Source organism: Pseudomonas sp. 478, from assembly GCF_003254125.1.
GTDB lineage: Bacteria > Pseudomonadota > Gammaproteobacteria > Pseudomonadales > Pseudomonadaceae > Aquipseudomonas.
In genome coordinates, this window is the sequence record NZ_QKZG01000003.1 from 287,502 (window position 1) to 307,849 (window position 20,348).

Below are 20,348 nucleotides of genomic sequence, written 5' to 3' on the forward strand. Positions count from 1 at the left end.
CACTCTGTGAGCGAACTCATTCGCGTACCTGACATCGGCAGCGGTGAAGGTGAAGTAATCGAACTATTTGTGAAGGTCGGCGACCGTGTGGAAGCGGACCAGAGCATCCTGACGCTTGAGTCGGACAAGGCGAGCATGGAAATTCCTGCGCCCAAGGCCGGCATCGTCAAAAGCATCAAAGTGAAGCTGGGCGATCGCCTGAAAGAAGGCGACGAACTGCTGGAGCTGGAAGTCGAAGGTGCCGCTGCTGCGGCCCCTGCGGCGGCGGCGGCTGCGCCGGCTGCCAAAGCTGAAGCGAAACCGGCTGCTGCTCCTGCTCCGGCAGCAGCTGCACCGGCCGCAGCTCCTGCTGCCGCCAGCGTCCAGCAAGTGCACGTGCCGGACATCGGTTCGTCGGGCAAGGCCCAGATCATCGAGATCCAGGTCAAGGTCGGCGACACCGTCGCGGCTGATCAGTCGCTGATCACCCTGGAATCCGACAAGGCCAGCATGGAAATCCCTTCACCTGCCGCTGGCGTGGTCAAGAGCATCAGCGTCAAGCTCAACGACGAAGTCGGCACTGGCGACCTGATTCTGGATCTGGAAGTGGCGGGTGCTGCGGCCCCTGCTGCTGCCGCGCCAGCCCAGGCTGCTGCGCCTGCTCCGGCTGCCGCTGCTCCAGCCGCTGCGGCTCCGGCTGCACCGGTTGCCGACAGCGTTCAGGACATTCATGTCCCGGATATCGGCTCTTCGGGCAAGGCCAAGATCATCGAAGTCCTGGTCAAGGCCGGCGACACCGTTGAAGCTGATCAGTCGCTGATCACCCTGGAATCCGACAAGGCGAGCATGGAAATTCCATCGCCTGCCGCTGGCGTGGTGGAAAGCGTTTCCGTCAAGCTGGATGACGAAGTCGGTACCGGCGACCTGATCCTGAAGCTGAAAGTCAAAGGCGCTGCGCCTGCTGCGGCCCCGGCGACCGCCGCTGCTGCACCAGCACCTGCGGCGGCCAAGGCTGAAGCTGCTCCGGCAGCCGCCGCCCCGGCACCGGTCGCACCGGCTGCTGCACCCGCCAAGCCGGGCGCCAAGGTTCACGCAGGCCCGGCTGTACGCCAACTGGCTCGTGAGTTCGGCGTCGAGCTGAACGCTGTCAGCGCCAGTGGTCCGCACGGTCGCATCCTGAAAGAAGACGTGCAGGTTTACGTCAAAGCCATGATGCAGAAGGCCAAGGAAGCACCGGCCGCCGCTGCTGGCGCAACCGGCGGCGCGGGCATCCCGCCGATTCCGGTCGTGGACTTCAGCCGCTTCGGTGAAACCGAAGAAGTGCCGATGACCCGCCTGATGCAAATCGGCGCGTCGAGCCTGCATCGCAGCTGGCTGAACATTCCACACGTGACTCAGTTCGATTCGGCTGATATCACCGACCTGGAAGCGTTCCGTATCGCTCAGAAAGCCGTTGCAGAGAAGGCTGGCGTCAAACTGACCATCCTGCCGCTGCTGCTCAAATCCTGCGCGCACCTGCTCAAGGAACTGCCGGACTTCAACAGTTCGCTGGCACCAAGCGGCAAAGCGATCATCCGCAAGAAGTACGTGAACATCGGCTTCGCCGTCGACACCCCTGAAGGCCTGCTGGTACCGGTCATCAAGAACGTCGATCAGAAGAGTCTGTTGCAACTGGCAGCCGAAGCCGCTGTGCTGGCCGCCAAAGCCCGCGACAAAAAGCTCACCGCTGACGACATGCAAGGCGCCTGCTTCACCATTTCCAGCCTCGGCCACATTGGCGGCACCGGCTTCACGCCGATCGTCAACGCGCCGGAAGTGGCGATCCTCGGTGTTTCCAAGGCAACCATCCAGCCAGTCTGGGACGGCAAAGCCTTCCAGCCGAAACTGATGCTGCCACTGTCGCTATCCTACGATCACCGTGTGATCAACGGCGCCGCTGCTGCACGCTTCACCAAGCGTCTGAGCGACCTGCTGGCGGACATCCGCACCATCCTGCTGTAACACCGACCGGCCCTCCTTCACCGGAGGGCCCGTCGCGTTCCACGTTTTCCGAGCGCCACGCTCGTACCTCAACCCCGCCAGTTTGGCGGGGCTTTTTTTGCCTGGAAGAAAGTCACCCGACGCCCCTATTCCTACATTCGCGGCTTACGTCGCCCACAACTCCAGTCCACTTTTGCTCGATATTTCTTGTTAACCAATAACTAAGCTTAGTTCAACTAATTATCGTTAAACCTTCATCAGCCAATTTTGCTTAACTAGCACTAATTCGAATGGATTCGAACATGCTCAAACCGACTGTCGGCCCTATTATTGGCCACACAACAACTAACCACGCACGCATCTTCTTGCGTGGCGAACTTCAAAACAATGCACCGGTATTTGCAGGCATTCGTTATCGCCGGCTCGGCGAAGAGCGATGGTCCCGAGGTGTATTTGCAAAGTTAACGATCTTGCATGATATGTCTGATGTCATCGCACTCAACGATCTTGCCGCCGATACCGAGTACGAATACCAGGCGGGCTGGTTCAGCCCCATGAGCCCGGTGCACACCGTGGAAACGGTTCAGGAATTGCCGCTGCAATGGCCGCGGGGTATCTACCGATTCCGCACACAGTCCAGCAAAGCCACGACTCCACGGGCCTATATCGTCGGTTCATGTCGTTACCTGCGCATGACCGCCGGCATCCCGTCTGCGCCGCATCTGGGGGACCGGATTTTCGCCTCGATCACGAATCTGGCGCAGCAGGCCGAGCCGCCCATCAGCGCCATGTTGATGACCGGCGATCAAATCTATGTCGATGACCTGAACGTTATCGCTCCCGACCGGGAATACAAGGCAATACTCAGTAAGTACCGCGCCGCTTTTTCCCAACCCAATATTGCAAAGTTAATGTCCGGCATGCCGACTTACATGATCCTCGACGATCACGAAATAGAAGACAACTGGCCCGCCAACGAAAGTAAAGCCGATGCCTACTTATACAAAAACTCCATCGCGGCGTATGAGTTGTATCAAGCCAGTCATAGCCCGGCGCATGAACTTCTCGCCAGCGGGCAAACAAATAGAAAACTGGAACATTATTGGTATCAATTCGCCGAAGGCGATATTGAATGGTTTGTCACTGACAGTCGAACCCGACGCAACCTGTCGGCCAATGATCGACGCATCCTCGACGAAGAGCAGGAACGGGCCTTGTGCAAATGGTTGATTCACAGCCGAGCCAGGGTCAAATTCGTGGTCACCAGCGTGATGTTCTACCCCGACCGCAAAGCCCATGGCGACGACGCGTGGAAGGCCTTTCCCGAACAGCGTCTGCGGCTGCTGGAGACCATTCGCACACACCGCATCAATAACGTCTTCTTCGTTTCCGGCGATGTCCATGGCTCCCTGACCAGTCGCCTGACCCACAGCGAGGACCCGGACTTCGAGGTTCACACCGTCGTTTCTTCACCGCTGTGCAACAGCAAGCTGCTGCCGTACGCCAAGGCATCCACCTTCATCCTTGATCAACCGTTGGCGCGAACAGCCGCTGGCGACTATCAGCATGAACTGACCAGCCAGGTGGTCAGCCAGGACAATTTCGCGCATCTGGTTGTTGATCAGGAAAACGTACAGGTCAACTATCACGATCGGGACGGACAGCTGCTGCAATCGGTAGGCATTCCTTTGCGTTAAACCAACCCTGTGGCGAGGGAGCTTGCTCCCGCTTGAGTGCGCAGCGCTCACAAGATTTTTGGGCCGCTGCGCAGCCCAGCGCGAGCAAGCTCGCTCGCCACAGGGCTCCAAACGATTACTTTTAGCCATCCATTGGAGAAATCCTCCCTCCTGCCGACATATTCTTATAGCACTTGGCCTTCATGTCTCTTGTCAGTCAGTGTCGCAATGATGCAACCTTGCCGCAGGTCACAGTAAAAAGGGCGAGAGCCCGGCGCGTTCAGCCTATTCGAAGCGAGTTTCCCTCCATATGAAGAGCCAACCCGATGCCGCCAGCCGTATGGTGGCCGAGGTAGTGACGCAGTTGCCTGTGCCCTCGCGGCTTGGCATGCTGCGTTTCGAACGGCTGAATGAAGCGAGCTGGGCGCTGCTGTTTCTCGATCCCAATTGCGAGCGACAGTTCGGCCTGCCGGCGGTGGAGCTCTGCGCTCTGGTCGGCTCGCCCTACGCCAGCCTGATGGAGCCCGAAGCGCGCTATCAGCTGCATGACGCGGTTCAGCAGCAACTCACCCAAGCCCCGCATTACCTGATCCGCTACACCCTGCACACCGCCGCAGGCGCCTTGAACCTGCTGGAACTGGGCGAAGCCTACAAACAACACAATCGACACCTGCTGCGCGGCTACCTGCTGGTGGTCGACGGCCTGTTCGAGGGCGAGCAACTGCTGCCGTCCCTGGACCTCGAAACCCAGAACTCTCGCCTGCAAATCGCCCTGGAACTCAATCAGCGCGCCCAGCAGGAACAGCTTCTGCACCTGGACCGGGTGCGCGCCCAGCAAGACTTGATCCTGCTGCTGACCCGCCAGCGCTATAGCAGCAACAACTCCCTGAAAGAAGCCGCCGAACTGATCACTCGCAGTGCCTGTGACATTTACGAAATCGACTGCGCCAGCCTGTGGAACCTCGAAGGTTCACAGCTCGTGCCGATTTCGGCCTATCACCGCGCCAGCCAGGAATACCTGCTGCCGGAGCCGATTGACGTCAGTCTCTTCCCTGATTACCTGGACGCCTTGCACACCGGCCGCGCCATCGACGCCCACAACGCCATGTGCGACCCGCGTACCCGGGAAATGGCCGAACACCTGCGCTCGCGTGATGTGAACGCCATGCTCGACGCCAGCATCCGCGTCGACGGCCAAGTGGTCGGCGTACTCTGCCTGGAACAGACCGGTACGACCCGCGCCTGGCAATCGGACGAAATTGCTTTCGCCGGTGAGTTGGCGGATCAGTTTGCCCAAGTCATCAACAACCACAACCGCCGCACCGCCACCAGCGCCCTGCACCTGTTCCAGCGTGCGGTCGAGCAAAGCGCCAACGCCTTTTTGCTGGTCAATTGCGACGGTGTGGTGGAATACGTCAACCCGAGCTTCACGGCGATTACCCAGTACACCACCGAAGAAGTCCACGGCCAGCGGCTGTCGGAACTGCCGGCACTGGAAAACCTCAGCGAGCTGCTGTTCGACGCGCCCTCGGCGCTGGCCAAGAGCAACAGCTGGCAGGGTGAGTTCAAAAGCCGCCGTAAAAACCTCGAGCCCTACTGGGGCCAGTTGTCGATTTCCAAGGTTTACGGCGACAACCGTGAGCTGACGCATTACATCGGCATCTACGAAGACATCACCCAGACCAAGCTCGCCCAGCAGCGCATCGAGCGTCTGGCTTACACCGATAACCTGACCAACCTCGGCAACCGCCCGGCCTTCATCCGCAACCTCGATGAACGTTTCGCCCGAGACAGCGATACCCCCATCAGCTTGTTGCTGGTGGACATCGACAACTTCAAGCGGATCAACGACAGCCTCGGCCACCAGACCGGCGACAAACTGTTGATCAGCCTGGCCCGACGCCTGCGCAACAGCCTGAGCCCGAGCGGCAGTCTGGCGCGGTTCGCCAGTAATGAATTCGCCGTGCTGCTGGACGACACCGACCTGCGGGCGGGCCAACAAATTGCCAATCAATTGCTGGCGACCCTCGACAAACCAATGTTCGTCGACAACCAGCTGATCAGCGTCACCGGCTCCGTAGGCCTGGCCTGCGCGCCGTTGCACGGTCGCGACCCGCAAACCCTGATGCGCAACGCCGGCCTCGCCCTGCACAAGGCCAAAGCCAACGGGAAACATCAGGTTCAGGTGTTCACCGAAGCGCTGAACGCCGAAGCCAGTTACAAGTTGTTCGTCGAAAACAACCTGCGCCGCGCCCTGACCCAGAACGAGCTGGACGTGTTCTACCAGCCCAAGCTTTGCCTGCGCAGCGGTCGTCTGTTGGGGATGGAAGCGCTGCTGCGCTGGAACCATCCGGAAAAAGGCATGATCCGCCCGGACCAGTTCATCAGCGTCGCCGAAGAAACCGGCTTGATCATCCCCATCGGCAAATGGGTCGCCCGCCAGGCGTGCCGCATGAGCAAAGACCTGACCGCCGCTGGCCTGGGCAATCTTCAGGTGGCGATCAACCTGTCGCCCAAGCAGTTCTCCGATCCGGACCTGGTGTCGTCCATCGCCAACATCCTCAAGGAAGAAGCGCTACCGGCAAACCTGCTGGAACTCGAACTCACCGAAGGCCTGCTGCTGGAAGCCACCGAAGACACCCACTTGCAGCTCGATCAGCTCAAGCGCCTGGGCCTGACCCTGGCCATGGACGACTTCGGCACCGGTTACTCGTCGCTCAGTTACTTGAAAAAATTCCCGATCGACATCATCAAGATTGATCGAAGCTTCATCCACGAAATCCCCGACAACCAGGACGACATGGAAATCACCTCCGCGGTGATCGCCATGGCCCACAACCTGAAACTCAAGGTCGTGGCTGAAGGCATCGAAACTGCCGAGCAGTTGGCTTTCCTGCGCCGTCACCGCTGCGACGTCGGCCAGGGTTACCTGTTCGACCGACCGATCCCCGGCGTAGAGCTGATCGAAAAGCTCAAGCGCTACCCGCGTGGCCCGTTATCTCTGTAACACAACAGCACCCTGTGGGAGCGGGCTTGCTCGCGAAGGCGGCGTGACAGTCGACATCATTGTTGCCTGACACACCGCCTTCGCGAGCAAGCCCGCTCCCACATTTTGGATAGTGATTAACTTGGCATCATTGGGCAAACTGGCGGTCTGACTTTCTACATTCAAACCTGACTGAGAGGACTGATCATGGTTCTGCGCTCGGAAATTCTGGTGAACAAAAACGTGCTCCCGACTAAAGAACAAGCTCTGCCTGGCCGTGAAACCCCAATGACCGTGCCGGAAAAACACTTCGTCCACGACGCCCCGCTGCTGGGCCCGTTCGCGATGGACGTAGATTTCGCGATCTTCGGCCTCGGCTGCTTCTGGGGCGCAGAGCGCAAGTTCTGGCAGCGCGAAGGCGTCGTCAGTACGGCGGTGGGCTACGCTGGCGGCTTTACGCCGAACCCGACGTATGAAGAAGTCTGCTCGGGCCTGACCGGCCATAGCGAAGTGGTACTGGTGGTCTACGAGCCGGCGAAAGTCAGCTACGAAGAGCTGCTGAAGATGTTCTGGGAATTGCACAACCCGACTCAGGGCATGCGCCAAGGCAATGACATCGGTACTCAGTACCGCTCGGTGATCTACGCCACCAACCCGGCTCAACTGGCGGCGGCCAAGCACAGCGAGCAAGTGTTCCAGGCCGAGCTGACCAAGGCTGGCAAAGGCACCATCACCACTGAAATCGACGAAGCCCCGACGTTCTACTTTGCCGAGGCTTACCACCAGCAATACCTGGCAAAAAACCCTGAAGGGTATTGCGGGATTGGCGGTACCGGCGTGACTTGCCCGATCTAAATTTCAGGCCCTAAAAGCATCGCGGGCAAGCCCGCTCCCCCAAGTTATGTGTCTGACCACAATGTTGTGATCGACATAAAACCCTGTGGGAGCGGGCTTGCCCGCGAAGGCGTCCGATCAGACGCCACTCATGCAACTGGTCAACTCTCTGCGATCAACCAATCCATCTGCCACCCACCCTGGGTCTGCCCCAACTTCTTGGACAACCACGGCAGCAACTCACGCAACTCCTCTTCCAGCCCCCACGGCGGATTCGCAATCGCCAACCCCGAACCGTTCAGGCTGTTCGGCGTATCCAGCGGATGCACCAGCAACTCGACCCGCAGCAACTTCGGCGCGCCCGTACCCGCCAGGTCCTGATAAAAACGACGCAACAGGCGCTGGTCCTTCACCGGGTACCAGATCGCCGCCACCGTTTGGCGCATCCGGCCAATCGCCTCTTTCAGCGACGCCGCACAGCGCTGCATCTCATCCAGCTGCTCGAACGGCGGATCAATCAACATCACCGCCCGCTTCTCCTGCACCGGCAACATCGCCCGCGGCACATGCCAGCCTTCGCCCAGATGCACCTTCACCCGACGGTCGCCCGCCATGTTGTCCTTGAGCAGCAAGCCGTCCTCGGGGTGCTTCTCATTGAGCATCACCCGATCCTGCGGCCGCGTCAGCCGCCGCGCCAACTCCGGCGACCCCGGGTAATAGCGCAACTGACCATCCGGGTTCATGTCGTGCAGCACCTTCATGTAATCAGCGGTCAACGCCGGCAGATCCGGCTGATCCCACAAACGCGCAATACCTTCCAGGTACTCACCGGTACGGCTCGCCTGATCACCCTGCAGGTCATACAGACCAATGCCGGCGTGAGTGTCGAGATAGGCAAACGGCTGCTCCTTGCGCGACATCAAAGCGATGATGCGGGTCAAAGTCAGGTGTTTGAACACATCGGCGTGATTGCCGGCATGGAAGGCGTGACGATAATTCATGGCTGCTCCTGCGAAGGGCGGGAAGTTTACCTTGTACGGCGGCGAACGTCAGGACCTCACAGCCGAGCGGGCTATCCCACCCCCTACTTCGGGCATCACACAACCCCTGTGGCGAGGGGGTTTACCCCCGTTGGGCTGCGAAGCAGCCCCAAAACCTGCAATCCGGTTATGCCTGACATACCGCACTGCCCGGTTTACGACTGCTGCGCAGCCGAGCGGGAGCAAGCTCCCTCGCCACAAAAGCCGCCCGGCGCTACTCCGAAGACCGCGCCTTCAACCGCCGCCCAAGAACATCCAGCACATCACACCCATCCCGCAACGGAATGGCACAGAGCAAAGCAAAATCACTAAGAATGAAGGACTGACACTCGATCGAACCGCGCATGGACAAGTTCTCCATCACCTGGGTGACGGCGCGAATTCGGTAGTTGGCAGCGTCATACAAAACATCCAGCGGCGCCTGGGTGTCGACGAACAGGGTCGGCATGTCGTCGCAATTGCTGGTGAGCGCCATGAAGCGGCTTTGGGGATGGGGGGTTGGTTTTACGTAGGGTGGATCGGGGGTAAGTGTTTTCATCAATTTGAGTCCTAACGTATGGATTGAAGCCGCCAGAAATCACTTCCACGCAAATAGGTGGCGGCTGTACGCAGGTGTGGAAGACCGGGACGTTAGGCACCCGGCGCACTCGAAAGCGCCCCGCGCACAGCCACCATAAAACACAGACGATAAAACACGCCGAACTGGTGGCGCTTAATGCGCCTAACGATAGAAGGGCTTCCACGCCCTGTCACTGAATTTGCAGTGACAGCTAAGAGACTATCGATGAGGTCCGTTGCGCACCAGTTCATGGAAACCGCTATGAGTTGAAGGAAACTTCCGATGACCTTGCCCGGAAATGTCGCGAACATCATCACAAAATTAAACAACGTCTAATCAGTCAGAAGTACTGGCGATCAATGCGCTAAAAGTCCGACGTGTGGGATTCCAGATCGTCAAACACCATACGCCCCACCATTCCAAGCCTTCATCAAAGTAATCGCTCCATGGCTCACGCCCTGGAATTGCGTCGTCATTATCAAGCCATTCCTTTTTAAATCCCTTAACCCAGTTAATTACGACGATATCATCTTGCTCTTCGAGCCCCAGAATTTGGCGCCACTCATGGAACAGTTCCTTCGCCTCGAGCTCTCCACCTTTGAATTCCGTGCCATAAGGCGGCTCTCTGAAATAACCATAAAGCGCCAGCGGCCCTCGTACATAACCATCGGTCAGAATCAGATTATGTATTTCTTCTTGGGTCAAAATAGTAGCAACGGCTTTATCCAGCTCCCAGCTGATAGCAGGATCTCCAGAGCTTTTATATTCCGGATTTTTTATTAAACTGTTATGCAAATCCCATGAGTCTTTCATGAGTTTTTCGTGAAGCCTGACCAAGGCTTGTCGATGAATCGACTCGTTGACCTTCACACCCTCCTCAAGAGAGAGCACTACAAAATTAAAAACACAGCCTGCGTCATCCATTCGTTCAAGCAAGGATGTAGTTTTTTCTTTTTCAATAACTTTCAACACAAACAAAACCTTCCCTAACAAAACAGATAAAAAAGATATATATCCATTTATTTCTAAATCAAAAAGGGGACGGACATATTTACCCTTTACACAAAAAACGGGACGGATTTATTTATTTTAGAATCGCATCGTTTTTATTTCATTTCAGCCTGATATCGCAACAGGCATTCCAGAAGGACCCGCATAAATTTCCGATGATCGTCAACCTCGCCATCAAAATAAGTTGTCAATTTATCAAAAACAGAATCAAAGTTCTCCTCCAGTCCCAAATAATAAATCAATGTATCGATATACCACTCGCGATCACTGTCACTATAGGCAGTGAATTCTGGCCTCATAAGCATATCGAACAACTCAGCGAGCTCCGCCTCATCATTAACGTTTTTAGAAACTATTATCTCTTCTCTTTCAACGTCATCAATATTGTCAATGTCGAATAGAAAAAGCAGGCCGCGCAAGATAGAAAGCTTAGGTTGGCGTTTCATATTCAAAAATCCGCATAAGTTGTTATAGGAGCACCGGTTCTATCTAGCATGACGACTGCATCTGTTTGTTTGCCATAGACCAAACCACCTCGCTTGTACCCCTCGCCTATTTGCTTACCCATATTCATTGGCTCTTTAGATGCAGCATGGCCATTACGCCTGAATATTAGCTGAGCACGGTGAATAGCGTTCAACTGATCTCTATAACTAATAAAACGTGTCGCAGCACTAGGGATCTTTGGCTGACCAGCCCTTCTCCCGCTTGTGTATCTTTCAATAACTCCCGTTGTAGGGTTTCGTCCGGTCATTGCACGCTCACGTTGCGACGCCAAACTAGTTTGCTTGCCATGTTTTTCTAGAAAATGAGCACCTGGAGTGGCCCTTTCCATCTCATCTAAACGTCGATATGCATTCGCTTCGGCCAGCTCATCGATACGCGCTCTTCGCTGATCCCCCGTCAGCTTCGGCAGCGGTGGCTCACCCTCATCAACCTTAGCGCCAGTCGTATCATCCGGCGCCTTACACCCAGGTTTATTCGGCGGCGGGCAATTCCCGCTCAACCCCAACGGATCAACCCACCCCGTCGGATTCGGCGTGTACTGGTACTGGTTCAGCCCGCCCGCCAACTTGATCGGATCCGGCGTCAGATACCGGCCCACCTCCGGATCATAGTACCGATGCCGGTTGTAATGCAGGCCGCTCTCGGCGTCGAAGTACTGCCCCTGAAACCGTAACGGTTGCTCGAGTTGCTCTCCCCCACCGAATGCAAGGCGAGTGACTTTGCCGTAGGCGTTGTACTTCGCCGACCAGACAATCTCGCCACCAAAATCGGTCAGTTCCTGCGGTGTACCGAGGTGATCGAGCTGGTAGTAAAACGGGCAGGCCTTGCGCGGGCCTTTGCCGTCGAGAATGGCCAGTGGGCGGAAGCTGCCGGGCTCGTAGACGTAGCTGCGGTAATGCTCGCGGCTGCTTTCGGCGATGAGGTGGTCGCCTTGCCAGAAGAACTCGGTGGTTTTGCCGTCGACGGTTTTGCTGATACGGCGGCCGAAGGCGTCGTAGCGGTAGCTGGCGCTGCGGCCGTCCGGGGTCGTAACGCCGACCAAGCGGTGCTGGCAGTCGTAGCGGTATTCGGTGACGAGTTTTTGCGCGGTGCCGCGGCGTTCGCGGATGAGGTTGCCGAAGGCGTCGTAGTCGTAATGGCGGTCGCCTTGCATGAGCAGGCGGTTGCCTTTGACGGTCGCGGCGCCGGGGCGGTCCTGCATCAGCAGATTGCCCGCTGGGTCGTGGGCGAAGCTTTCCGGTGCGTCGTCGCGGGTGTGGCGGACGCGGGTCAGGCGGTTGAGCGGGTCGTATTGGTAGTTGCGTTGGCCGTGACGGGTGTCGGCGATGCTGTCGAGATTGCCGTTGGCGCTGTAGGCATAGTCGCGGCGATACAGGGTTTGGTGCTGTTGACTGACAGCGTGGGCCTTCAATCGGCCCTGATCGTCGTAGGCATATTCGCTGAGTAACTGCCCCTGCTGGCGTTGCTGTTCGCGGCCGAAGGCGAATTGGTGAGTGGTAAGCCGCGCGCCGTTGAGGTCGATGGCCGTCAGCGCGCCGCCCTTGGCGTGGTGGTAATCGAGTTTGCTGCCGTCCGGCAGGCGCAGATGGTTCAGTTGACCGCAGGCGTCATAGCCGTAGCGCAACGTGCCCCAACCCTGATGCTCGGTGATCAGGCGGTCCTGTTGGTCGTACTCAAATTCCAGCGGATGGTCGTGGCCATCGTCGACGCTGATCAGTCGACCGAGGCTGTCGTAGCGGTATTCAACCTGGATGCCGTCGGGCAGGGTTTTGACCCGCAGGCGTCCGGCCGAGTCTCGCTCGTAAGCGGTCATCAGCTGCGAGCCGTCCTCGCCGAACTCGGTTTTCTCCAGCAACTGGCCATTGAGGTCGTACGCGTACGCCGTGCGTTGGCCGTCGAATCCGGTTTCCTGTCGGATCAAGCCGTTGGGCGTGTAGTCCAGGCGATATTTTTCGCCGGATTCGTTTTCGATTTCCGTGAGTAACAGCTGGGCGTTGTCGTAGCGGTACCTCAGCTGAGTACCGTCGGCATTGAGGCGGCGGCTGACCAGGTGCAGGTCGTCGAGGTATTCGTAGCGGGTGACGCGGCCCAGCTCATCGCGTTCGGCGGTGATCTTGCCGTAGGCGTTGTAGCTGAACGCGCGGCTGGCGCCGGTAGGAAGCGTGGTCTGGATCAGTCGGCCAACGGCATCCCATTGGTACCGGGTGACGGCGCCGTGTTCGTCCTGACGGGTAATCTGCCGCCCCAACGCGTCGTAGGAAAACCGCCGCTGGCCACCGTCCGGCAAGGTTTCTTCGAGCAGTTGCCCCAGGGCGTTCCAGACGAAGACATGCCGACTGGTGTCCGGGTAGCGGATCGACAGCAGTTGCCCTTTGTCGTCGTAGTGATAGTGGGTGACCTGACCGTCGGGATCGGTCGCTTCGGTGACGTCGCCCTGGGCGTTGCGTTGATATTTCCACACCGCTTGGCCGCGATAACGCGCATGCAGGAAACCGCTGCGATACGCGTAGGCCGTCGGTTCGTCGTCCGGCGGAATCAGCGCAACCAGCCGTCCGACTTCGTCGTAACGGTATTCGGTGACGGCGCCGAGCGGATCCTGCTCGGCAATCAGCCGACCGTTGTCGTCGTAGGCCTTGAGGTGCTCGCCGCCGTCCAGCTCGACCTTGCGCACCAGCCGCGCGCGGTCGTCGTGGACGTAAACCTCTTCGCTGCCATCGATGTTCTGGACGGTGACACTGCCTTCGTCATCCCAGATATAACGCGCGTCCATCTGCGCAAACGACGCCCAATGCCGGATGCATCGTGCAGCCTTGCCGGACCGTTCCCACTCCCAGAAGAAACTCGCCCCACCGGCCAACTGCCGTTGCAGGATGACGTGCTGATCGTCGTAGTCGTAGCGCTCGCTTTCGCCGGCGGCATTGGTTGCTTCGATCAGTTGATCGCGTTCGTCGTAGCTGTAACTGACCAACGTCTGCTCGGTGTGCCAAGCCTCGTCGAGGGTCTGGGCCGGGACAAAAACCTGATAGTCGACGGCGACCAAATGGCTGCGGTCATAGCGCAATCGCAGGGCGCGGCCGGCGCCGTTGTCGAGACGTTTGATGCGGTCTTGTCGGTCGCGGATGATGCGCAGGCGGTTGTCGTAAGCGTCGCTGATCGTTGTCAGTCGGCCGTTTTGAAAGTGATAGAAACGCGTGTCGTCACCGGCCTGGGCGAGGATCAGTTCTTCTGGTTGATCTCCGAGATAGATCGCCGCCCGCGACAGGCTGTTGTGTATCGACGGGCGCTCGGTACTCGGTAGCGGAAAGGTCGTACGGCGGTTTTCGTGGTCGATCCAGATGACGGTGTCGCCATCGATTTCCAGTCGATGTGCAAGGCTGTGACTCCAGCCGAAACCGAGGCCGATATCGATCTCGGCGGCGCTGGTGCGATAGAGCCGGGTGAAGTCGAACGGCAGGATGCCGTCCAGCGCACCGTCGGTCAGGGTCAGCAGTTCTTCGCCGGTGACCATCGACACCGGGCAGTTGTTGGTGCAGGTCAGCGGCACACAATCGGCGCTGTCGCCGTTAGGGTTTTTCGCCTGATCCGGGGCGTTGTCGTGGTGTTCGTCTTTCTTCAATGACGCGTTGCGACGTGCGCTCCAGTTCAACTGCATCCGGCCTTTTTTCATGCCGGCAGCAACGCCTCGGGCAGCGACTTTTTTGTAGCGGTCGACGTAGCTGATGAAGCCATTGATGATCGTGAAAATCGCTTTGACGAGGCGCAGGACAGCGCTGAGTAATTGCGCAGCTCGATTAGCCAGCCGCATCGTCAAATAGGCGATACCGGCCCCTGCCGCAGCGAACGTCAGAACGATGCCAATCAGGATGTCGATCAACAGTTGCACCACCACCGTCGACACGGCCTCGGCGGTTTTACCGGCAATCTCGCCGGGCGGCAGCATGTCCAACCAGAGGCTGGCGGTGCGTAACAGCAGGCACAACGCCGCTTCGTCACTGGCCAGCAGTTGGGCTTTTTCCATGACATCGGGGGCGGTTTGCGCGAGTTTCTTCAACTCTGCCGCGCTCTCGCCCAACCGCTCACCAAACTTCCCGGGATCCTTGAGGATGTCCGAAAGCAGGCCGATGCCGTCCCACACGCCCTCGATTGCCGCCCAACTGCCCGCGAGCATTCCATTGCCTACAGCAACCGAAGACGATTCCGACCACTTCGGCTTGAATGTCTTCCATTCATCTTGCAGCCAGTTTTCGAGCTCTTTCGTCAGGCCATCGTAGGAAGAGAAAAGATCATCGACGTGCTGCGGCGTGACTTCGTGGTGAACATGAACGCGGTAGAACTTGCCGGGTGTACCGGTGAACGTTCCCTTGCCGTTTTTATCGAGTGTGACCAGCGTCTTCTCGCCGCCCTCACTGGCAATCACATCGACCTGAATATTCCCCACAGGGATGTCATAAACCGATTCAAACTTGCTCTCTATCTCTAGCGTTCCACCCTTTGGGCATTGCACGACGGAGGAGAGAAAATCGTCGTCGCCACTGCTCACCGCGGTGCTGGTGCTGCCGAATCGAATGATCCGTTCCATGCCCATTAGCGAAGGCAAATCAGCCGCGTGACTGGCCTTGTCCGCCGTCCGATTGAACCAGTGCTTTAACTGTTCGCGATAAAGAGAAAGGGTGTTTGGGAAACTGTCGAGCTCCTGCTCGATCCGTACGATCTGGTCCATCAGTTCAGCTCCGCCATCAGGTAGTCCACCAAGGCTGTTTTGGGTGCCTGAGGCAGGTCCGGTGTATCAAGAAAGATCGCGACCTTGTGGCGCAAAACGCTTTCGGAAAACGCCTCAAAAAGATCAGGACGTTCCTCGCTCAACCACTTCAGCAAGTTGCTGATGCGGGTTGTTGCGGACTCTTCTGCGAGGTGTTTGAGCAGCGATTCGGAAACTTCCCACCATGGAAAAACACGAGAAGCTTTCAGCGCACTACCACCAATTTCGACCGATTGGCCATTGATCAAACAACGCCCGATCACCGGCAGCAGCTGCGTAGCGTCAACCTCGGCAGACCGAAGAATCGACAGCAAATAACGCCCGTCCCAAAAGCGGAAAAACACCGCGTTACCGTTGGGCAAAAGGACTTGAGTGAGGCTGCGAAGATGCTCGACCAACACCTCCTGAGGGGCAGAAGAAACCGCCAGCCAACCCCAATCACGAGACTCGGTATTGGCAACCCATTCCAAAAACTCACTGCCAGCAGCGACGATTCCGACATAGGGCATTACCGGTTCCCACTCGGCGTAAGCGGTGTCGGCCCAGATCGGACTGGGTGCTTGAGCGGAGATCGAACGCTGCCAGGCTTTAAACGGTTCAGCGGCGCTCGCACTGCTGAAAACCGCGAACAACCGCTCGGAAGGTTTGAGTGGTTGGCGATCCAGCCAGTCGAGAGGTGACAAGTGATCAGGCTGCACAGACACCATCCTTGCAGCGCTCGCATTCTTCGCAGAATGGCGCATCGCTTTGCAGGCTCATGATCTGTGCGGCGCTCAGCAGAGCGGCCGGGGCGGCGACGAGTTTCAATGGCGTATCCGGCGACACGGGCGCAGCGGCCATCGACGGCATCAACCCGCCACCGACCTGAATTGGCACGCTGCTGAAAATCCCGCCGGGACCGATGTTGATCCACTGCCCGCCCGCCTGAATCGTCGCGCTGGCCCCGCCGTCGATGACCACTTGCTGACCGGCGCTGACATGGAATTGCTGACTGGCATTCAGCGCCTGGCTGGTCACCCGAATGTGTCGGTCACCGACCACCACCAGGTGATCATCCAGCTTCACTTCGGTCTGGCGCTGGCCATGGGTGATGCGCTGCTCGTCGGCTTTCAGCTCATGGCGAGCGGTGCCGGTGACGACGATGCTGCGGGTGTTATCGACCTGCACCTGTTGATCATTCAGTACGTGCTGAGTCCAGTTTCGCTGGGCGCGCAGGTAGATTTCCTCGGCGCCCTTGCGATCCTCGATGCGCAATTCGTTGTAACCGCCGCCACCGGGACTGCTCTGGCTGCGGAAAATGCTGCGGGTTTTGTCGGCGGGCAGATCAAGCGGCACCGGGGTTGCGGCGTTGGGCAGGCAACCCATCACCAGCGGTTTGTCGGCATCGGCGTCGACGAATCCCACCAGCACTTCCATACCGACCCGCGGGATCATCACGCTGCCATAACGGTCGTGCGCCCAGCCGGTGGCGACGCGCAGCCAGCAACTGGAGTGTTCATCGAGCTGACCGTCACGGTCCCAAGCCAGCTGAACCTTGACCCGACCGAACTCGTCGCAATGGATTTCACTGTCGGTCGGGCCGGTGACCACGGCAGGTTGATAGCCGAGCATGCGTGGTTTTTCTGGCCCGAGTGGAGGGCGAAACGAAACGTCCCACGGTGTTGCCAGAAAGGTATTGCGATAGCCCTGGAAATCATCCGGGCCGTCGCTGGTAACCGACTCTTCCAGCACTTGCGGCTGGCGGCCACGGTGTTCGATTTCGGTGATCAACCACAGGTCATTCCATGCCTGACGCGGATGCTCGGCCAGGTGTAGGAAATGCCCGCTGACCAAAGCCGATTCGTCACCACGACCTTCGGCCTGACGGAAGTCGGCGTTGTGGCGTTCGAGGGCTCGTTGGGCCAGATGCTTGCCGTGTTCGCGGTCGGTGAATTGGCCCGGGAAGTGGTAATCCTCGAGTACCGGTCGCAGCTCACTGTCGAGGCGGCTTTCAAGTTGCAGGCGCGGTTTTTTGAAGTCGTAGTCGCGACGGGTTACCGCTGTCGTCCGGGTTTCCAGGCGCACGTTGAAACGTTTGATGGCCGGCGCATCCGCTGCCATTCCGCTGCCTGGCAGGTACAACGTCGGCTCGGGCAGACGAGGAAAAACCGTCTGGTCATCACCAAACACCAACAGATGCCCGTCGAGGCTGTGCTGAAAGTGGTAGTGAATGCCGAGCTCGGCACACAGCCGCTGGATGAACGCCAGATCGCTTTCGGCGTATTGCACACAGTACTCACGCGCGGGGTAGTCGCTGCCGAGCCGGAACTCGAAGGCATCGCGCTGGATGCCGTGGTCCTTGAGAATTTGCGCGACGATCGCCGGCACGCTTTTGTGCTGGAAGATCCGCTGATTGATGCGCTGACCGAGGTAGGCCAGACGCGGCACGAGGCTGATTTGGTAGCCCGTCAGACGTTGCCCGGAATCGCTTTGGCCAACGCGAAAAATCTGACCATGAATGCCGGAACCCTGCGCATCAAAACTCAGAAATGCCTGACGATGCAGGAGGCTTTCGAGTTCGATGTCCGGCCGTTCGCTGACCAGTTCCAGGTCAAAACGGTAGGGCTGGCTGATGGCTTCCGTACCTGTGAACTCAAGTACCTTGAGCTCATTCTGGACGCCGTCGATCGTCAACGTGAAGCGCGGTTGATTGGCAGGAGCGAACATCCGATGTGTCTCTGCAGAATGAAGGCGGGCGATTCTGCATGAGCGACTAGGGATGTTGATGGAGGGGCAGGAAAATCAGATTTGCCCTACTTATTTAGAGATTTGTCCTTCAACAATCAGTGTGTTTGGCTACAGACATTCCCTTCAGACGCGCCACCATCCCCTGTGGGAGCGGGCTTGCTCGCGAATGCGGTGGGTTATTCGGCATTAATGTTGACTGACACACCGCATTCGCGAGCAAGCCCGCTCCCACATTGGAACTTCGATGCCACAAGATCTGCGCCATAAAAAAACGGCCCGTTTCCTACCGGAAGCGGGCCGTTTTCATGTTCGGCGAAAGGGTCAGAGCATCAGCTCATCCCGATCACTTGTTCAGGCGGAAATCTGCCTCGGCAGCGGCGAAGCGCTGAAGCATGCCTTTGGTAGGCTCGCCCGATTTGCTGACGAAGTAGATCGCCAGGCTGGCGAAGATGAAGCCCGGGATGATTTCGTACAGGCCCAGCAGTTCGAAGTGTTTCCAGACGATCACGGTGATCGCGCCGACCAGGATGCCGGCCAGTGCGCCGTTGCGGGTCATGTCTTTCCAGATCACGGAGATCAGGACAACCGGACCGAAAGCAGCACCGAAACCAGCCCAGGCGTAGCTGACCAGACCCAAAACGCGGTTTTCCGGGTTAGCGGCCAGAGCGATAGCGATCAAGGCAACCAGCAGCACCATGGCACGGCCGACCCAGACCAACTCGACCTGGGAAGCGGTTTTACGCAGGAAGGTTTTGTAGAAGTCTTCGGTCAGGGCGCTCGAGCACACCAGCAATTGGCAGCTCAAGGTGCTCATCACAGCAGCCAGAATGGCCGACAGCAGTACACCGGCAACCCATGGGTTGAACAGGATCTTGGCCAGCTCGATGAACACACGCTCGTGGTTTTCGCTCACTGGCATGGCCACGGCAGGGTTTGCCGAGAAATAGGCAATACCGAAGAAGCCTACAGCCACGGTGCCGCCCAGGCACAGGATCATCCAGGTCATGGAGATGCGACGTGCTTTGGCAATCGACTTGACCGAATCCGCCGCCATGAAACGCGCCAGGATGTGCGGCTGGCCGAAGTAGCCCAGGCCCCAGCCCATCAACGAGATGATGCCGATGAAGGTGGTGTTTTTCAGCATGTCGAAGTTGCTTGGGTCTTGCGCTTCGATGGCCAGGAACGTGGTATCGATGCCACCGGTGGCCAGCAGCACGATGATCGGCGTCAGCAACAGGGCGAAGATCATCAGGGTGGCTTGTACGGTGTCAGTCCAGCTCACGGCCAGGAAACCGCCGACGAAGGTGTAGGCAATCGTCGCCGCGGCACCGGCCCACAGTGCAGTCTCGTAGGACATGCCGAAGGTGCTTTCGAACAGACGGGCGCCAGCCACGATGCCGGAAGCGCAGTAGATGGTGAAGAACACCAGGATCACGACCGCGGAGATGATCCGCAGCAGGCCGCTTTTGTCTTCGAAACGGCTGGAGAAGTAATCCGGCAGGGTCAGCGCATCACCGTTGTGCTCGGTCTGCACGCGCAAACGGCCGGCGACGAACAGCCAGTTCAGGTAAGCACCGATGATCAGACCGATGGCGATCCAGCTTTCGGACAGACCGGACATGTAGATAGCGCCCGGCAGGCCCATCAACAACCAGCCGCTCATGTCGGAGGCGCCGGCGGACAATGCCGTCACGACGCTGCCCAGGCTGCGACCGCCCAGAATGTAGTCAGAAAGGTTGTTGGTGGAGCGATAGGCCATGAAGCCGATCAGCACCATTGCTGCGATGTAGATCACGAACGTGATCAGTGTTGGATTGCTTACGCTCATTAAGTGATGCCCTGGCTTTGTTTTTATGTAGCGGCAGAGTGTGAAAACGCCGACAAACGACAACGTTTGTTCAGACGACTTCGGGACCCGCGCATTTAGGACTGATGTTTCCCCAGGAAAGCCATCAGCCGGTGCACCTGTCTTTTGTGACCGGTTGCACCTTGGGCGCGAATGCTATTCAACAAAGCAAATAAGGTGCAACCAGTTTCGCGAGAATAAGTTGCACCTAATCGGATTTACCTGAAAAAGCCCTGTTTTTGCTCCCTTTTAGCGCAGTCTTGGCGGTTTACTAGAAGCAAAAGCACCAAGCAGGAGCGGTACGCTCGTACCGGAATTTATTTCCTGACGAGCTGCGTATTATTCCGACAAAAAAAGGGTTGCACCCGGTTGCACCTCGACGGTTGCACGGCTAATCTTGCCGCCAGCTGATGCCACGCGGTCGTGGCAAACATGAGGATAAAA

The 20,348-nt window shown here is 58.1% G+C and carries 12 protein-coding genes; 4 read left to right on the forward strand and 8 right to left on the reverse strand.

The genetic code is table 11. From position 1 onward, the window contains the following. Positions 1–6 precede the first annotated feature (6 nt). The 4 genes from aceF to msrA all read left to right on the forward strand — a co-directional run bounded on the left by aceF (position 7) and on the right by msrA (position 7,476). Positions 7–1,980 (forward strand): dihydrolipoyllysine-residue acetyltransferase, encoded by a 1,974-nt coding sequence (gene aceF, locus DFS28_RS08155; RefSeq protein WP_111449321.1) that lies wholly within the window; start codon positions 7–9, stop codon positions 1,978–1,980. 281 nt (positions 1,981–2,261) lie between these two features. Further along, entirely contained in the window at positions 2,262–3,656 is a 1,395-nt protein-coding gene (locus DFS28_RS08160) for an alkaline phosphatase D family protein (protein WP_111449322.1), read from the forward strand. Between the two features lie 289 nt (positions 3,657–3,945). Beyond that, positions 3,946–6,642: a bifunctional diguanylate cyclase/phosphodiesterase gene (locus tag DFS28_RS08165; protein WP_111449323.1), complete on the forward strand. Its 2,697-nt coding sequence runs from the start codon at positions 3,946–3,948 to the stop codon at positions 6,640–6,642. A 186-nt stretch (positions 6,643–6,828) separates the two neighbouring features. Continuing rightward, positions 6,829–7,476: a peptide-methionine (S)-S-oxide reductase MsrA gene (msrA, locus tag DFS28_RS08175; RefSeq protein WP_111449324.1), complete on the forward strand. Its 648-nt coding sequence runs from the start codon at positions 6,829–6,831 to the stop codon at positions 7,474–7,476. A gap of 140 nt (positions 7,477–7,616) precedes the next feature. Here msrA and DFS28_RS08180 read toward each other — a convergent pair whose 3' ends face one another. From DFS28_RS08180 to putP, 8 genes are all read right to left on the reverse strand, one after another. Next, complete coding sequence (locus DFS28_RS08180; protein WP_111449325.1) at positions 7,617–8,456, reverse strand: 23S rRNA (adenine(2030)-N(6))-methyltransferase RlmJ; 840 nt, start codon at positions 8,454–8,456, stop codon at positions 7,617–7,619. Positions 8,457–8,709: 253 nt separating this feature from the next. Beyond that, positions 8,710–9,033 (reverse strand): hypothetical protein, encoded by a 324-nt coding sequence (locus tag DFS28_RS08190; protein WP_111449326.1) that lies wholly within the window; start codon positions 9,031–9,033, stop codon positions 8,710–8,712. A 357-nt stretch (positions 9,034–9,390) separates the two neighbouring features. Further along, the gene (locus DFS28_RS08195) at positions 9,391–10,026 is read right to left on the reverse strand and encodes a hypothetical protein (RefSeq protein ID WP_111449561.1); all 636 of its coding nucleotides are present in this window, start codon (positions 10,024–10,026) and stop codon (positions 9,391–9,393) included. A 134-nt stretch (positions 10,027–10,160) separates the two neighbouring features. Beyond that, positions 10,161–10,511 carry a hypothetical protein gene (locus tag DFS28_RS08200; RefSeq protein ID WP_111449327.1) on the reverse strand — a complete coding sequence of 117 codons (351 nt, stop codon included), beginning with the start codon at positions 10,509–10,511 and terminating at the stop codon, positions 10,161–10,163. Between the two features lie 2 nt (positions 10,512–10,513). Beyond that, positions 10,514–15,292 carry an RHS repeat-associated core domain-containing protein gene (locus tag DFS28_RS08205; RefSeq protein WP_111449328.1) on the reverse strand — a complete coding sequence of 1,593 codons (4,779 nt, stop codon included), beginning with the start codon at positions 15,290–15,292 and terminating at the stop codon, positions 10,514–10,516. Continuing rightward, positions 15,292–16,029 (reverse strand): DUF4123 domain-containing protein, encoded by a 738-nt coding sequence (locus DFS28_RS08210; protein ID WP_111449329.1) that lies wholly within the window; start codon positions 16,027–16,029, stop codon positions 15,292–15,294. The genes DFS28_RS08205 and DFS28_RS08210 overlap by 1 nt, the downstream gene beginning before the upstream one ends. After that, positions 16,019–18,037, reverse strand: coding sequence for a type VI secretion system tip protein VgrG (locus DFS28_RS08215; RefSeq protein WP_111449330.1), 2,019 nt, complete (start codon positions 18,035–18,037; stop codon positions 16,019–16,021). Before DFS28_RS08215 ends, DFS28_RS08210 begins: the two co-directional genes overlap by 11 nt. A gap of 364 nt (positions 18,038–18,401) precedes the next feature. Further along, complete coding sequence (putP, locus tag DFS28_RS08225; protein ID WP_111449332.1) at positions 18,402–19,886, reverse strand: sodium/proline symporter PutP; 1,485 nt, start codon at positions 19,884–19,886, stop codon at positions 18,402–18,404. Positions 19,887–20,348: the final 462 nt, after the last annotated feature.

What these genes read in the sequence shown, in the direction of transcription:
- DFS28_RS08215 (WP_111449330.1), bottom strand. Translation starts at nt 18,037, where the DNA reads ATGTTCGCTCCTGCCAATCAACCGCGCTTCACGTTGACGATCGACGGC.
- DFS28_RS08205 (WP_111449328.1), bottom strand. Translation starts at nt 15,292, where the DNA reads ATGGACCAGATCGTACGGATCGAGCAGGAGCTCGACAGTTTCCCAAAC.
- putP (WP_111449332.1), bottom strand. Translation starts at nt 19,886, where the DNA reads ATGAGCGTAAGCAATCCAACACTGATCACGTTCGTGATCTACATCGCA.
- DFS28_RS08200 (WP_111449327.1), bottom strand. Translation starts at nt 10,511, where the DNA reads ATGAAACGCCAACCTAAGCTTTCTATCTTGCGCGGCCTGCTTTTTCTA.
- DFS28_RS08165 (WP_111449323.1), top strand. Translation starts at nt 3,946, where the DNA reads ATGAAGAGCCAACCCGATGCCGCCAGCCGTATGGTGGCCGAGGTAGTG.
- DFS28_RS08160 (WP_111449322.1), top strand. Translation starts at nt 2,262, where the DNA reads ATGCTCAAACCGACTGTCGGCCCTATTATTGGCCACACAACAACTAAC.
- msrA (WP_111449324.1), top strand. Translation starts at nt 6,829, where the DNA reads ATGGTTCTGCGCTCGGAAATTCTGGTGAACAAAAACGTGCTCCCGACT.
- DFS28_RS08180 (WP_111449325.1), bottom strand. Translation starts at nt 8,456, where the DNA reads ATGAATTATCGTCACGCCTTCCATGCCGGCAATCACGCCGATGTGTTC.
- DFS28_RS08190 (WP_111449326.1), bottom strand. Translation starts at nt 9,033, where the DNA reads ATGAAAACACTTACCCCCGATCCACCCTACGTAAAACCAACCCCCCAT.